Origin of the sequence: Dyadobacter sp. 3J3, from assembly GCF_009801115.1 — a bacterium.
Lineage (GTDB): Bacteria > Bacteroidota > Bacteroidia > Cytophagales > Spirosomataceae > Dyadobacter.
The window spans coordinates 79,153-94,363 of record NZ_VTOL01000006.1 but is presented as its reverse complement, the minus strand read 5'-3'; the positions used below and the strand labels follow the sequence as shown (position 1 = coordinate 94,363).

Annotated in this window: 13 protein-coding genes; 8 read left to right on the top strand and 5 right to left on the bottom strand. The window is 38.8% G+C overall.

The features are described from left to right. Positions 1-76: 76 nt before the first annotated feature. The 3 genes from FZF08_RS14410 to FZF08_RS14400 are packed head-to-tail and all read right to left on the bottom strand — an operon-like array spanning position 77 to position 3,500. Entirely contained in the window at positions 77-1,411 is a 1,335-nt protein-coding gene (locus tag FZF08_RS14410; RefSeq protein ID WP_159469904.1) for an APC family permease, read from the bottom strand. Beyond that, positions 1,411-2,463, bottom strand: coding sequence for a mandelate racemase/muconate lactonizing enzyme family protein (locus FZF08_RS14405; protein ID WP_159469902.1), 1,053 nt, complete (start codon positions 2,461-2,463; stop codon positions 1,411-1,413). Before FZF08_RS14405 ends, FZF08_RS14410 begins: the two co-directional genes overlap by 1 nt. Then, positions 2,460-3,500: a DUF1611 domain-containing protein gene (locus FZF08_RS14400; RefSeq protein WP_159469900.1), complete on the bottom strand. Its 1,041-nt coding sequence runs from the start codon at positions 3,498-3,500 to the stop codon at positions 2,460-2,462. Before FZF08_RS14400 ends, FZF08_RS14405 begins: the two co-directional genes overlap by 4 nt. 123 nt (positions 3,501-3,623) lie before the next feature. Here FZF08_RS14400 and FZF08_RS14395 point away from each other — a divergent pair, with 123 nt between their 5' ends. Both FZF08_RS14395 and FZF08_RS14390 read left to right on the top strand, forming a co-directional pair. Further along, positions 3,624-4,076 carry an Lrp/AsnC family transcriptional regulator gene (locus FZF08_RS14395; RefSeq protein WP_159469898.1) on the top strand — a complete coding sequence of 151 codons (453 nt, stop codon included), beginning with the start codon at positions 3,624-3,626 and terminating at the stop codon, positions 4,074-4,076. Positions 4,077-4,078: 2 nt separating this feature from the next. Continuing rightward, on the top strand, positions 4,079-5,203 hold the full coding sequence (locus FZF08_RS14390) for a serine hydrolase (protein ID WP_229216533.1): 1,125 nt from the start codon (positions 4,079-4,081) through the stop codon (positions 5,201-5,203). 50 nt (positions 5,204-5,253) lie between these two features. Here the strand turns inward: FZF08_RS14390 and FZF08_RS14385 are convergent, their stop codons facing one another. After that, positions 5,254-5,637: a DUF3244 domain-containing protein gene (locus tag FZF08_RS14385; protein WP_159469896.1), complete on the bottom strand. Its 384-nt coding sequence runs from the start codon at positions 5,635-5,637 to the stop codon at positions 5,254-5,256. A 393-nt stretch (positions 5,638-6,030) separates the two neighbouring features. On the opposite strand from FZF08_RS14385, the gene FZF08_RS14380 reads away from it, so the two are divergent. The 4 genes from FZF08_RS14380 (at position 6,031) to FZF08_RS14365 (ending at position 8,488) form a co-directional block, all read left to right on the top strand. After that, the gene (locus FZF08_RS14380) at positions 6,031-6,558 is read left to right on the top strand and encodes a GNAT family N-acetyltransferase (RefSeq protein WP_200837087.1); all 528 of its coding nucleotides are present in this window, start codon (positions 6,031-6,033) and stop codon (positions 6,556-6,558) included. 36 nt (positions 6,559-6,594) lie between these two features. Then, positions 6,595-7,497 carry a bestrophin family protein gene (locus tag FZF08_RS14375; protein ID WP_159469893.1) on the top strand — a complete coding sequence of 301 codons (903 nt, stop codon included), beginning with the start codon at positions 6,595-6,597 and terminating at the stop codon, positions 7,495-7,497. A gap of 73 nt (positions 7,498-7,570) precedes the next feature. Further along, positions 7,571-8,005, top strand: coding sequence for an antitoxin Xre-like helix-turn-helix domain-containing protein (locus FZF08_RS14370; protein WP_159469891.1), 435 nt, complete (start codon positions 7,571-7,573; stop codon positions 8,003-8,005). Between the two features lie 9 nt (positions 8,006-8,014). Beyond that, positions 8,015-8,488, top strand: coding sequence for an RES family NAD+ phosphorylase (locus FZF08_RS14365; RefSeq protein ID WP_159469889.1), 474 nt, complete (start codon positions 8,015-8,017; stop codon positions 8,486-8,488). Positions 8,489-8,503: 15 nt separating this feature from the next. Here the strand turns inward: FZF08_RS14365 and FZF08_RS14360 are convergent, their stop codons facing one another. Further along, entirely contained in the window at positions 8,504-10,999 is a 2,496-nt protein-coding gene (locus FZF08_RS14360; protein WP_159469887.1) for an ABC transporter permease, read from the bottom strand. A gap of 461 nt (positions 11,000-11,460) precedes the next feature. On the opposite strand from FZF08_RS14360, the gene FZF08_RS14355 reads away from it, so the two are divergent. Continuing rightward, positions 11,461-12,609, top strand: a complete 1,149-nt coding sequence (locus FZF08_RS14355) for a DKNYY domain-containing protein (protein WP_159469885.1) — start codon at positions 11,461-11,463, stop codon at positions 12,607-12,609. Between the two features lie 407 nt (positions 12,610-13,016). Continuing rightward, positions 13,017-15,170: a sialate O-acetylesterase gene (locus tag FZF08_RS14350; RefSeq protein ID WP_159469883.1), complete on the top strand. Its 2,154-nt coding sequence runs from the start codon at positions 13,017-13,019 to the stop codon at positions 15,168-15,170. Positions 15,171-15,211 lie beyond the last annotated feature (41 nt).

Sequence of the window (15,211 nt, the reverse complement as noted above, 5' to 3'; positions counted from 1 at the left end):
TAGCAATAGAATCACTTTCAGATTATTCTGAGAGTGATTTTTTGTATTTTGATTTGTTCAAATCCTTATGAAGTTATTAATCAGGTTTTACCACTTTCGTATAATACCAGTAAACGGGAACTCCGGATAAAATTAGCAACAAACCCGTTAATGCCTGAACAGGCTGATTAAACGCGCTAACGACAACCAACAAAAAGCAGAAGGCCGAAAATATCGCGGGGATCCACAAAGGTACTTTGTATGGTCTCGGCATTTTATTTTTTCTGAATAAAATCACACCGAAAGCTGCGGCTCCGTAAAAGAAAAAAGAAGCAAAAACCAGAAGATCGGTAAGCGCATCAAAACTGCCCGACCATACTAAAACAATGGACCAGATGGCCTGGATTAAAATTGAAAATGATGGTGTATTATAAACCGGATGAATGATGGCCGTTTTTTTGAGAAATAATCCATCACGACCCATGGCAAAGAAAATCCTGGCCGACATCAAAATTGTTCCGTTTGTACAGTTAAAAGTTGTCAGAACGATAAGAACGGATAATAATAAGGCTCCAATGTTTCCGCCTAAAACTCTGGATGTTTCAACGGCCGCTATCTGATTAATTCCAAGCGATTCTATTTGGGCCGGAGCCAGAATAAAAAGATAAACCGTGTTGATTAAAAGATAAAGTACGATCACGATCAGCGTACCAATACCAAGCGCCAGCGGCAGATTTTTCTGTGGGTTGTTGACTTCTTCTCCGATAAATCCAATATTATTCCAGCCTTCATATCCCCAGAAAGCACTTAAAGAGGCGGCAAACATGGCGGCAAAAAGCGGCCAGCCGGTCGGAGCACTTGCGGCAGTTTGGGTAAAATGTTCCGTATTTCCTTTTCCCGAAAAAACGGCTAAAATCACAAAGACCAGTATAGAGAGTACAATTCCGGCAATGAAATATCTGCTGAGTTTTTCGCCAAAAGAAACGCCGCGAAAGTTCACATAACTTAAAACGACAATCAACAAAGAAGCAATAATTTTGATACTGGCTCCTCCAAGGCTATGAATCTGAGGAATAATTTCGTGAAGCGATTCAGAAAAAACATAGGCTAATGCCGCTATCGTGGCCGTTTTCATTACAGCCAAACTCGCCCAGCCGTAAATAAAAGAGAAAAATCTGCCGTAGATTTTATTGAAATAAATGTATTCTCCGCCCGAACCAGGCATCATCGAAGCCAGTTCCGCACTACTTAAAGCGCCCATCAAACTTAACACACCGGCCAGCGTCCAACACAAAAGTACCAGCGTTGGTGAATGCAGCTGGTCCATCATGGGTGCCACTTTTTTGTAAATTCCCGAGCCGACAATGGCGCTGACTACAAGAAAAACGGCGGAAAGTGGTTTGATCGATCGCTTTAAAGTATTTTCATTCATCAGAAGCCTGGTTTTGATCGTATTGAAAGATATCCGTCCTGTAATATAAAACCACTTTCCTTATAATCTTCCAAAAGATCAAAACTGCCGTCCAAATCCAGATATTTTGTATTCGGGCATGCGAATGCGGCGTGTAATGCAGCTGATATGCTAAGATCACTTTCGTCATTACAGCCCCAAAAAAGATCAATTTCTGCCTGTTTGGCAATATTGGCAATTTCAAAAGCAGAAACCAAACCACCGCATTTCATCAGTTTTATATTAAAAATGCCAAATAATCCGTCACGCGCAATCTCGAATGCTGCCCTCGCATCGGTAAGCGATTCATCGGCTGCCAATTTTCTTCGCACATCCGCGGGAAATTTCAAAAGTTCGGTATTGAATTTCGGATGAAAAGGCTGCTCGGTTAATTCAAGATTTGTGGATGATGTTTGTTTCAAAAATACGCGAAGATCATCCGTTGAATAACCTTCATTCGCATCCACACGGATTGTGAAATGATCTCCAAAAGTTTCATTAAGCCGGATTACACGTTCAGCATCCAATTGCGGATTCAAACCGGTTTTTACTTTTAAAACCTTAAATCCCTGTTCATTATATTCTTTTGCTTCCTGAATTGTTTCGGCAACATCTTTAATTCCAATCGTCACCGAAGTTAGCATTTTGGAATGATGCCGACCGTAAAAATCAACAATTGGCAGTTCAATCCATTTTCCAAAAGCATCATGAAGTGCTATATCTAGGGCTGCCAATGTTGCCGGAAATCGTACGTAAATTTTTCTAAAATGAGCGATATGCGCTAAAAATTCACGGATATGTTTTCCTTTTAAATAATCTGAAACTTCACCTGAACCCAGGTTTTCCAACGTTTGGGAAGCAGTCTCCCCTATTACCTCAGGATCCGGATTTGCGGCTCCTCTGCCACAGATTCCATTGGAAAGTGTGATCTCAAAAAAGATAATTTCAGCATCGCTGATGGTTTCACGTGCTATGGTATATGGCTTTTTCAGCGGAATTAATTCAGCGTAGGCTTTGACGGATTTTATGTTCATTTCACCAGCGATTTAAGGACATTAATAACAGGATCGCAACCTTGCTGGATGGGCAGAAGTACGGGAATTCCCAACTTTTTTTGATAAGATTCCTGAAAAGACAAATATTCCTCTTCCGTGCAATTTTCAGTATTAAGCGCCAAAGCAATCACATCGGACCCGTATAACCGGATCAACTCAATTTCGGATTCCAGCGTAGGAATTTTGCCAAAATGTTCTTCCATATCAAAGAATTCCCGTTTTGGAGAATGCACCAGAATTACACTTTTAGCACCACCCGAAAGCAGAAATTCCGCTCCGCATGGCCCACTCGGATTTCGCAGCGCAGATTGTCCTTCAATAAAAATAAGGTCCGGATTTGTTTCTTTATCACAACTTAAAATCGCATTTTCAAGCTCACCAGAAACGAAATCGTTCAATGTGGAATCAAAGATAAATCCATATTTTCCGCCTTGCAGCCACCCCGTTTGTCCGGTGTAGATCATTTGGGCTTTAAGGCCCGCCTTTTCACAGGATTTGATCAGCAACCGGGTTGTCGTTCTTTTTCCAAGTGCACAATCGGTCCCCATGACCGCAATCACCGGTGTTTTAAAATTCAATATCTCGCCTGTCCAAAAATGCAGATCTTTGAACGCTTTCGGTTTGCGGATATCAAGTAATTTTACACCATTGGCTTCCGCGAGAGCAATCATATCCTCCCGTGCCGACAAATAATCATGCAGTCCGTTGACAATAGAAAGTTTATTTTCAATAGCCGTTTCGACGATTTTCAGCATAAAATCAGGAAACCGACCGCCGGTTGTCGCTACGCCGATAATGCAGTAATTCGGGCCAGCTTCCTTCGCTTTTTCAATACTTTCAAAAACAGGAATATTCCGGAATTTTCCATCGAGCACTTCTCCCGCATCTTTACCGGCATGTTTGCTGTCAACAATACCCACAATTTGAAATCGTTGGCTCTCACGGATCAATCCGTGGGCAGTTTTGGCATCCACCGTATCCAAAAGACCGGCCGTTAATACTATCGCTTTTTCCATTCGAATTTTAAAATGAATCAAGTAAAAATAGATTAAAATTCTATAAAATGGCACCAATTTGTAATAATATTCCTAAATTGTATTTAATAAAAGAATATAGCTCCAAATTATTTTTTTCATTGCATGACAGACGAACTCGATAAAAAAATCCTGAATTACTTGCAAAAGAATGCCAAACTCACCATCAAAGAACTCGCAGAATCTTTGGAAATGAGTACAACTCCAATTTTCGAACGAATCAAACGAATGGAAAGAGACGGTGTGATCAAAGGGTATGTCGCGCTGGTTGATCAGGAAAAAGTTGGTCGCGGACAAACCGTTTTTATCAACATAAGAATGCCGGTTTACACCGCTGAAAATGTTGCAGAATTTGAAGAAACAATCCGTGAAATGCCGCAGGTTCTGGAATGTTACCACCTTGCAGGCACGATTGATTACCAGATGAAAGTTGTGGTTGAAAATATAAAAGAATACGATCGGCTACTACTGGAAATCTCGAAAATTAAAAATGTTAATGTCGAAAGCAGCGTGATTGTACTGCATGATGTAAAACAGCAAACCGCTATACCTTTATAATAATGAAAATATCTCCGGCAAATGTGTTGATAAAACCAGTCCTGATTATCTTTTTGGCGACTTTCATTTTCAGTTCTTGCAGAAATAGCAAACATCCTGTGTCACCGGATATGGAGGTAAAACTCGATAAGATCTTTGCATCTGTCCCGGATTTTAGCGGCGTTTTATTGGTTGCAGAAAAAGGCAAACCAGTATATCACAAAGCATTCGGTTATAAAAGTTTTTTAACCAAAGAGCCGATGGAAACTTCAGCCATTTTTGAATTGGCGTCGGTTTCCAAACAATTTACGGCGATGACTATCATGCAAATGAAGGAGGCTGGAAAATTATCTTTTGATGATCCCATCGATCGTTATATTCCCGGCCTTCCTTACACAGGCATTACGATCAGACATTTACTGACCCACACCTCAGGATTACCTGATTACCAGGAAGTAATGGACAAACATTGGGATAAAAATAAAGTTGCCGGCAACGCAGATAACATCGCTTATCTCATTCAGTATCATCCCGAAAAACATTTTGAACCGGGAACAAAATATGAATATAGCAACACCGGATTTATGCTTCTGGCCAGTATTACCGAGAAAGTTTCGGGCGATGATTTTATCGAATTTTGTGAGAAAAGGTTTTTCATTCCTTCAAAAATGACAAGTACTGATATCCGTACTATTGATCAGAAAAAGCAATTGAAAAACCTGGCAATTGGCCATATTTATGTAAAAGAAAAGCAGCGTTACGTTCCGGCTGATTCATTTCCGCAATTTAATTATGCTATCTGGCTTGGTAATCGCAAAGGTCCAGGGCGGGTCAGTTCTACTTCGGCTGACCTTTTGAAATGGGACAGGCTTTTATACGCCAATACTTTGGTAAAAGCCGAAACTTTACAAGAAGCATTTACGCCCGCTCGCCTGGCCAATGGCAAATTGTCAAATTATGGTTTTGGATGGAAAATCAAGGAAACAAAGAAGGGAAAAGTGGTATGGCACGATGGCGACAATCCGGGTTATGCAACGGAATTTATCAGGTATATTGATGCCGATAAAACGATCATTTTACTCTGTAATAATGCCCACGAAAAAATGCCTGAGATTTTAAAAAGTGTAGAGGCTTTGATGGAAAAATAAGAAAGTGGCTTACGGTAATCCGTAAGCCACTTTCTGTCTTATATTTCTAATTATTGAATCTCGATAACGCGTTCCGTTTTAGGTTCGGATACCTGAAAGGTTTTGGTTTGGCTTTCGTTTTTGCTTTTTACTTCGATTTCGTACTGGCCGTCTTCAAGTTTATCAACATTCAAAACACGTCCGAATTTTTGATTTCCTCTTTCAACAACTTCGCTGTAAACAACTTCACCGATTTCATTTATAATCGAAATTGTAGTAGCCGCATCTACATTTGCCTGATCGACAGTAACGTTGATCTTTCCTTCTTTATTAACGAATACACCCGTATTCAAATCAGAAGTTTTTGTGTTATCTCTTCCTTCTGCATTGGCTGTAAAAGCTAATGAAGTAACTGCTACGAAAGCGACTAATATATTTTTGATTGACTTTCTCATTATATTTTTTGGATTGGATGTAAGCGCCTAAGCTCTCTAATAAATGTTATGTTAAAAAAAATATTTAAATTATTATATACTCAAAACGCTTACACTTCTAAAAACATTTCAAATTAAACGTTAAATAATTATTAAGAATACGCCTCCCAGCCTTTTAAAACGCATGTTTAAGTTTTTGATATTCTGTATATTAGCCTCTATTCTTAACATTATTTGTCAGATTTACTACCTGACAAAATATTACCTTAACAAATGCTTTATTATCCAAATACTTTTTTGATATAAAAAAGTAAAAATATCCTTCATTAAATATTTCTGTTATGCTTAATTTTTACAAATTTGCATCTGTTTTAAAACATGGATCCGTCATAATTTTGTAACAAAACAATAATTATGACCATGATACAGAATGCAGACCAGGCAGATCTCGAAGAAATTATTTCTTTATATCACTTGGCAACGGAATACCAGAAAAGTGTCGCCAAAAAGTACTGGAAAGGCTTTGACAGAGAAATGATCATTAATGACATTGAAGAAAAAAACCAGTGGAAAATTATGGTTGACGACGTTATCGCCTGTATTTTCTGCACCACCTTCTCCGATCCGCTTATCTGGGCAGAAAAAAATGGTGATCCGGCTGTGTACCTGCACAGAATTGCGACCAGACCGGATTTCAGAGGAAAAGGTTTTATGAAACAAATCGTGAACTGGACAACGGATTTTGCTTTTCAAAACAACAAAAAATTCATTCGCATGGATACCGGCAGCGGTAACGACAAATTGAACAATTATTATATCCGCAATGGATTTGACTTTTTGGGGACAACAACGTTAGGTCAAACAAAAGGCCTTCCTGAACATTATAAAGACGGAACTTCAAGCCTTTTCCAATTGGATTTATCTATATTAGTGAAATATTGACATTGAATTTACACAGGATCAATCAAATTTCGTATAATGTACGTTAAGGAAGTTTTCTCAATCTGGCGCCTTCTGAAAGGAATATGGGTTGGCGTACTTGCAGTGACCAGCTACGCAGCTTTTGTCTTTTACCTTTATCAGTATGAAAACTGGCATTTTCTGGTTTTCCCTATTTCAATTATTTCTATCGTTGGTACCGCGCTTTCTTTATTACTCGGTTTTCGTACCAATTCCGCGTATGACCGTTGGTGGGAAGCAAGAAGATTATGGGGTGCGATCGTGAATGACAGCCGGTCGCTCGTCAGACAATCCATCGCTTTTATCAAAACAGATCCGGTCGAGAAAAAGAAAATCATTGATAACATCGCACATTTACAGATTGCCTGGTGTTACGCCTTATGCAACACTTTGCGCCAGGAAACTGTTCTGATTGATGCCAATTTACATTTAGAGCCGGAAGAACTTGAATTTGTTTCCAAACACCAAAACATTCCGAACGCTATTATTCTGCTGCTGGAAAGAAGGATAACCTCAGCATATGACAAGGGCTACATTACGCCAATTTTATTCCAAAGTCTTGATACAACCCTGGCGCGCCTGACCGATTCTATGGGCGGATGCGAACGGATAAAAAACACCATTTTCCCTACCCAATACAGCTTTTACGTCCATTTAACCATTTTCATTTTTACATTGATTTTGCCCATGGGACTTATTGATAGCATCGGTAGAATTGCCATTCCGATCACCTTTGTCATTTCCTTCCTTTTCTTTTATGTTGAAGGAATTTCCTACATTATGCAAAGCCCGTTTGAAGGAAACCATAATGATATTCCTATGCGCTCACTTTCCAGGACTATTGAAATAAATCTTCTGCAAACCATTGAGGCTGATTTGATTCCTGATAAGATTTTGCCGAAGGATGGGTATGTGATGTGAAAATATTAGCGAAATTTTTCTCTTTTATAACTGAAAATTTTCAACTATATTTGAGTGTTAAAATAAACGTATTATGAAAGTCGCTTCAAACAATAAGAAAAACAGCCTGCAAAGCAGATTCAGTAATATTAATATGGCAACTAATTTTGCGATTGTTGTTTCTGCCCGAAAAGGTTTACAAACAAAAGTGTTTTATGATTTTGCGGAAGCTATAAAAATGCCGGAGAAAAGTCTGGCTTCTATTATGAACCTATCGTCGAGAACAATCAGCAATTATAAAGAATCTGAAAGAATGCTGGAACCTGTTCAGGGGGAACACCTTCTTAAATTGATTACTTTATTTGAAAAGGGAGAACAGATATTTGGCAGTATTGATGAATTCAATTACTGGTTAAAAAAACCATTCTGGAATTCAGAAGAAAAACCAATGGATTGGCTCAATACAAGTGGTGGCGTGGATTTCCTTAGTGAAGAAATTGAAAAACTTGCACAAGGTTATCCTGTCTAAAAAGTCAATATGCTTGTTTATAGAATCGTTCACCAATTATATAGTAACAGCCTTTTTGCATCGGGTATGAAAGGACGATGGAATAGTCAGGGAAACAAAGTTTTATATGCAGCGGAATCTATACCACTGGCTTTTTTAGAAAACATGGTTCGCCGTCAGGGTATTGGTTTTAATGATGATTTTAATATCATGTTTATTGAAATCCCGAATAACCTGAAAATTGAAATCGTATCTGCAAATAGTTTAGGTAAGTCATGGAGAGATCCAAACGATTATTCCTCCTGCCAACAAATTGCTGACGATTGGTACAATCATGGAAAATCGCCCGTACTAAAAGTACCATCTGCTGTTATGCCAGAAGCATTTAATTTTGTAATCAATACCAGGCATAAAGATTACCAGAAAATTAGGCTGGTTGGGGTGACACACTTAGTTCCCGATGAAAGAATTGAGGATATTTTGAAAAAATATCCTCAAAACTAAAAAACATATACCCTTTTACTCATTCCGCAAACTCTTCACCGGATTTGTAAGTGCAGCTTTCAAACTTTGTAAACATATTGTTATCAAGGTAACAATCAATAATAACAAAGGCGGAACTATAAATATTGAAATTCCCAGTGCGATATGAAATGCATAATTATCCAGCCAGGTACTTGCAGCCAGATAAATGACGGGAATCGCGATCACTGATGCGATGCAAACCAGCTTCACAAAATCCTTTGAAATTAAAACCAGCAATCCGCTTACCGAAGCACCCAAAACTTTCCGGATACCGATTTCTTTTGTTCTTAATTTGATAACAAAACTGGAAAGTCCTAATAGTCCCATGCAGGCGACCATAATAGCAAGTATTGCAAATAAGCCAAATACATTTCCCAGACGAGCATCTGCCTCGTATTGACGGTTAAAATATTCATCAAGGAAAAAGTATTCAAAGACATTTCCCGGAAATGCTTTTTTGTAAAGCGATTCCAGATCGGAAATACCGCGACTTGCGTCAGCAGCTTTAAGCTTTACAGAAATATATTTCCCACCCTGATAGTTCGGGTAATAAAACAAAATCGGATCGAATTTCTCTTTCAATGAACGCTGATGGAAATTTTTGACAACACCGGAAATTTTACATAGTACGTCATCCTCCCCAAGCACGAACTTGATATCCTGGTTTATCGCCTCCTCGGCAGATTTGAAACCCAGCGCCTTCACGATTTCTTCATTGATCAGCACTTTTGTGTATACATTCGTTGCCAGAGAAGAGCTGTCTGTTGCTTCCAGATTTTTTCCGGCAACCAGTTGGATGTTATAAGTCGGCACAAACTTTTCGTCAATTTCCATCAGATACGTAGTGAAATTATGCTGCTTATCCTGACTTGCTTTTCTGACACTATTACGGTAACGAATCATATTACCAGGAATATCCGATGTGGCCGAAGCATCAATAACTGAACTCGTATTTTGTATTTCAGCCTTGAAATAGCCGAATTGGTTTCCTATCGTAGAATCCCGGATAGCCGGTGCTTTAACAATTAAAATCTGATCTTTTTCATAGCCCAGATTCCCATTTCGCATAAAATTAAATTGCTTGAAAACTACAAAAGTAGAGGCGATAAGAATGATAGAAAGCACAAATTGAAAAGATACCAAAACCTTTCTCAGGGAAATCCCTTTTCCCGTTTGCACCGGCGCACCTTTCAATACTCTTACCGGCAAAAACGATGACAAAACAAAAGCAGGATAAGCCCCGACCAACAAAGCTCCGGATACAAAAACAGCTACCACACTTACCCAGAAAAAAGGCTTCCCACCAAGACCCGTTGAAAAGAAATTGGTACTGATATCTCTTCCAATGAAATGATTGAAGGATGAAGTCAGTGAAAAAATAATTATAGCCGCGACAATCAGCGCAAGAAAATTGACGATGAAAGATTCAAGCAAAAACTGGATGACCAATTGTTGTTTTTCTGCGCCAACAACTTTTCGCAAACCCACTTCTTTTGCCCGCTCCATGGATTTTGCAGTGGACAAATTGATGTAATTGATCCAGGCGATGAAGAGAATAAAAACACCAATAACGGCCAGAAAATAAATTTCCTTTTCACTTCCATTCGCTTCGGCTTCTTTCAAATAGTTTGACGTAAGATGAATATCAGTGACTTTCTGTAATTGAAAAGCACATTTGAAATTCAGCTCTTTCATTTTTGGCCCCAGATAACGTTCGATAAATGCAGGAAATTTGGCTTCCAGCTTTTTTATATCGGTTCCAGGAGCCAGCACTACATAATTGTAAAATTCCGGCCAGGCCCAGTTGTCTTCTCCAAATTTTGGCCCAAAAACAGCGATTGGAACCAGCATATCAAATTTCAAATGTGAGTTTTCCGGAACATCGGCGAAAACAGCGGTCACTTTCATGGGTACTCGCCCATTAAGTTTCAATGTTTGCCCGATCGGGTTTTGCTGACCAAAATATTTTTTCGCTTCTGATTCCGAAATCGCTATTGAGCTTTCATTTGAAAGACATGTTTTCTTGTCACCTGAGATTAACGGATAGGAGAAGACGTTAAAAAAAGATGCGTCTGTGATATAAATATTGCTTTCGTTGAAACTTTTTGGTTCACCCACTGGCGGAGTGTATGACATAGTAAAAGCATTCATGAAAAGTGACGCATGTACAACACGAACAAAATCAACAACTTCCGGAAAGTCAGCCTTCATTGCCGGCCCCACTGCCGGATGGTTGGCAGCCGTTGTCGGCACATTAGCCATACTGCCCGAATAGGATATCGGGACGCGGTACAGATTTTCGGCATTGGTATTAAACTTGTCGTAATCCGACTCAAAATTGACATATTGAAAAATAAAAAAACAGGCCGATATCCCGATGGCCAGTCCAAAAATATTGATGGCAGAAAAGCCTTTGCTTCTCCAAAGATTTCGTCTGGCAATTTTGAAATAGTTTTGGACGGTTAGCTGTTTGCAAAGGGCTTTTAACACGAAGAATCGAAATGCAACTTTCTTATATATTATCAATATAAAAATTATTTCCAGTGATTACCAGGCACTTTTCGTAATACAATTGTGATATGTTTTCAACTCATTACCAAATGATTTAAACAGACCGGATTTCATGATTTTCAACAAATTTATGCCAAGGTATCCAATGCTCATTTAGAAGCTACAATGGCACTTTTTGTATTTCAACATGTCCGAATCTGAACATTATTCTGTCCGGATTTATGATCCAAAAAATTGTTATACTATCCGAATTAATTTATCAAAAAAATAGGCCCTACTTATATTTACAGCATTGTTCACCTTTTGTATACGTACTTTCTTCACGTGTGTACGTCTTGTATACCTCCTAAAATAAAAGCTATGAAAACCACCGCCTACTTTTGCATCATTCAGTTCTGAATCCTTTCTTCTACAATCTATCTATCAGACTTTTAAAATTAATGAAAACACGAATATCTTTATACTGGAAAACTGCTGTTGACCTGTACAAATTTGCAAGATGGATTTTCAAAACGTTGTTCAAAACGATTTTCCTCATTATTGGCTCCATTTTCTCTAAATCCAATCCGGATGAAAAAGAAAAAATAAGGTTTAACGGAAAGGTCGTTACCGACGAAAACTTTATTGTGCTTAACAATTCATTTGCAAAGGACTTAACTACGGCCTATTACAAAAGCCGGTCTTTCAGTTATGCTGATGTCCCGACATTTGAAGCATTGGATGATCATTATGCAAAAGATGAAAATAAAGCATATTACTGCGATGAATACCGCGACGGCAAGAACTATTATCTCACAAAACACCAAAGAATTCTGGAAGTTAAAAATGCAGATTCGTCTTCATTTCTCAGCCTGACAAACGGATATGCAAAAGATAATAATAATGCCTGGTTTGAAGGCAGGCCATTTGCTGTGAAAGACGTTTCTTCACTGGTCAGTATCAATTATCATTTTGTAAAAGACAACGTGTTTGCCTATTTGAATCTTCAACCCGTCAGCCGGAGTGATGGAAAAACCTTTGAGATCATCAATGACAATTTCGCGAAAGACCGTTCGAATATTTACTACTATGGATATACCGGCGAGGGGCAGCATAATATCTGCATTTTGCCCTGCGACAGGCAATCCTTCCAAATTCTTGACTACCGGTATTCACGGGATAATATCAATGTATTTTTCCTCGGATTTAGACTAAAAGATGCTCATCCTGAAACTTTTCAGATACTGGATGATGATTATTCAAAAGACAAAAATAATGTGTATTTCCGGGAGAGAAAAATCACCGGTGCTGACATTGAAACCTTTGAAGTTTTCAAAGAAAATGAAATGTACGGTCATGACGTAAATTATGCCCGAGATAAGCATTCTGTATTCATGGATGATAAAAAAATGACGGATGCTGATACATCTTCTTTCCGGGTGTTGGGTGAAAATTACTCCAGCGACAATCAACATGTTTTTTATAAAACATTTTTAGTAAAAAATGCCGATCCTTCAACTTATAAAATTTACCCGCATGATATGGGTGATGCAGATTCGGAAGATGAAAGCTATCAATATCACGAAGGGACCAGACTGGCCAGAAAATAACACTACTTCTATCTGTTAAAAATAACTATTGCTACAAAATCACAATTAACTCTTTATCAATTAATTATCATTAAACCAATCAATATTAATTTTCAACTTAAAACATAAATATTCCATGAACCAAAAATGTTCAATTAAACGGTGCATCAGTCTTAAGAAAATTAACAGATATTTGTAAAAGTTTATGACCAAAAGATATTTATGTAAGCATCAGTTACAATTTATATCTTTGTCATCTTTAAGAAAGTAGCTTTCAGATCGAAGCTGGTCTATCAAAGTAATTTTCAGTTCAATTCGGGTTCACGGTAAAAGTAAAAATTTAAATATAAGGATACATTTTACCCGTGATATTTTTGTCAACAATCATTTACCTTTTACTAAGGTAAACATCAATAAATCAAGAAAAAGTGAGTAAAAGTTTTAATTCCCTTAGCATCTCATTGAAATGGATGTTTTTTTTGTTAACACCTGCATACGCAAATGCTCAGATTAGTTTAACTGCACCCCTTGAACGCTCTGTTTATCAAAGAGAACTTAATGGTTCTGCGACCGTTACCATCAGCGGAAGTTATGCATTAGCGATGGATAAAATTGAAGTGCATGCCACCCCGGTATCTGCCAATCAGGGAACTGAGATAAACTGGACTACTTTACAGGATAAACCTACCGGAGGAGTATTTAGCGGTACGCTCCGTCTAAATGGTGGATGGTACAAACTGGAAGTAAGAGGCTCTAAAAACGGAGTTTTGGTAGGAAACCCTTCCACAATTTCCAAGACCGGTGTTGGTGAGGTTTTCATTATAGCCGGACAATCCAACGCGCAGGGCATGGTCGACCATAACTATTCTAACGCGCTGCCTCCCGGAGCATCCGATGACAGGATTAATTATGTTGCCGATAACAATGAAGACAATAATAACACGCAGGATCTGGCTTATCCGACATTTAAACAGCTAAACAGCACAGAAGAAGTGATGGGGCCACGTGGGCACGGAAGTTGGTGCTGGGGACTTTTAGGCGACTTACTGGTTAAGAAACTAAATGTTCCGATCATGTTTGTCAATACGGCCTGGAGTGGTACTTCAATAATTAATTGGGTGGAAAGCAGCCAGAATATCCCAACATATTCAGTTTATACAGACCATACATTCATTCTGCCTTCTCAGATGCCCTATGGAAATCTTCGACTTGCTTTACAGTATTATGTCAAGCAATATGGTGCCCGTACGATCCTTTGGATGCAGGGAGAATCAGATAATGTGCCAGTGAAAATGAGTTCAGAAGAGTATAGATCTAAATTAAAATTTGTGATCTCCAAACTCTCATCAGATGTAAACAAAAAAATTCCATGGGTTATTGCACGTACCTCTTATGCGAGCAACAGTGTTTACCAACCTATTATAGATGCCCAAAATGCAGTAATTAATGATTTGCCAGGAATTGCTTATCCCGGTCCTTCAACTGACAATTTGCAGGCCGAGCGTGCTGACGGTACCCATTTTTACGGAGGTAACGCCTTGACGGTACTTGCAAATGCATGGAATGACGCTTTGACTGTTAACTTTTTTTCAACTGTTGCTCCTGTTTCAGTTACGGATGAACCAAAGATTACCAGCGTTTGTGCTCCTAATAATGCTTCTGTGAATCTGACTTTACCGGATGGCTATCTCAACTATACCTGGACCAAGGAAGTAAACGGAAATACAAGTACAGAAGGCGGCAGATCCATTAGCGTTTCCAACCCCGGTGTATATTATGCCAAACTACGGGACGCCAACGGAAACACGCTGCGCTCTCAAAAAATTACAATTTCAGGTACTGTAAAACCTGCCACACCAACAATTCTGCAATCTGGCTCGCAGCAGGAATGCGCAGATTCAGCCTTTACATTTTCTATTAATCCAGGAAATGACCAATATAGCTGGTACAAACAAGGTAACAATACTTCCATTTCCACAGGATCGGCCATTAATGTAACCGAAGGTGGTAATTACTTTGTCAATGGACAAAATGTACTTGGTTGCACATCAGATAATTCAAGTGCTTCTTCTTTGCTGATCCGTCCGGAGGTTCCTACACCGGTTATAGCTAAATCCGGGCCTTTTTCAGCTATGGCAACGATTACCGAAACTGGCCTGAATGAATCGTACAACTGGAAGCGTGATGAGCAGATACTGGAAACTTCTTCAGGCAATACGATTAAAACAAATGTAAAAGGTACCTACGCTGCAAGAGCATTCCAAACATTTACTTTGGACAATAACCAACTAACCTGCTACTCCGCCTATTCTAATGACCTGGAAGTTGTTACGGACGGAAATGCAGACTTTGTTGTTTATCCAAATCCGGGTGCTCGTGATGATATTTATGTAGAATCACGTGATGACGTTGAAAATGCAGAAATAACAGTCTACGACCTTTACGGAAGAATCATGATTACCCAAACACAGGACATGAAAAGCCGCGTTAAGATACAGGTAAAAAACCTTACATCAGGCAAGTACATCCTGCGTATAAAAGCGAATGGCGTCAACGTTTCCAAACAAATAATTGTATTGTAAAAGGTTCAGATTATAAATGATGAGCTGTGCTTAACCGGATT

Bases quoted from the DNA above. Each gene is read 5' to 3' on its own strand.
- FZF08_RS14410 (WP_159469904.1), bottom strand. From the start codon at position 1,411: ATGAATGAAAATACTTTAAAGCGATCGATCAAACCACTTTCCGCCGTT.
- FZF08_RS14405 (WP_159469902.1), bottom strand. From the start codon at position 2,463: ATGAACATAAAATCCGTCAAAGCCTACGCTGAATTAATTCCGCTGAAA.
- FZF08_RS14400 (WP_159469900.1), bottom strand. From the start codon at position 3,500: ATGGAAAAAGCGATAGTATTAACGGCCGGTCTTTTGGATACGGTGGAT.
- FZF08_RS14395 (WP_159469898.1), top strand. From the start codon at position 3,624: ATGACAGACGAACTCGATAAAAAAATCCTGAATTACTTGCAAAAGAAT.
- FZF08_RS14390 (WP_229216533.1), top strand. From the start codon at position 4,079: ATGAAAATATCTCCGGCAAATGTGTTGATAAAACCAGTCCTGATTATC.
- FZF08_RS14385 (WP_159469896.1), bottom strand. From the start codon at position 5,637: ATGAGAAAGTCAATCAAAAATATATTAGTCGCTTTCGTAGCAGTTACT.
- FZF08_RS14380 (WP_200837087.1), top strand. From the start codon at position 6,031: ATGACCATGATACAGAATGCAGACCAGGCAGATCTCGAAGAAATTATT.
- FZF08_RS14375 (WP_159469893.1), top strand. From the start codon at position 6,595: ATGTACGTTAAGGAAGTTTTCTCAATCTGGCGCCTTCTGAAAGGAATA.
- FZF08_RS14370 (WP_159469891.1), top strand. From the start codon at position 7,571: ATGAAAGTCGCTTCAAACAATAAGAAAAACAGCCTGCAAAGCAGATTC.
- FZF08_RS14365 (WP_159469889.1), top strand. From the start codon at position 8,015: ATGCTTGTTTATAGAATCGTTCACCAATTATATAGTAACAGCCTTTTT.
- FZF08_RS14355 (WP_159469885.1), top strand. From the start codon at position 11,461: ATGAAAACACGAATATCTTTATACTGGAAAACTGCTGTTGACCTGTAC.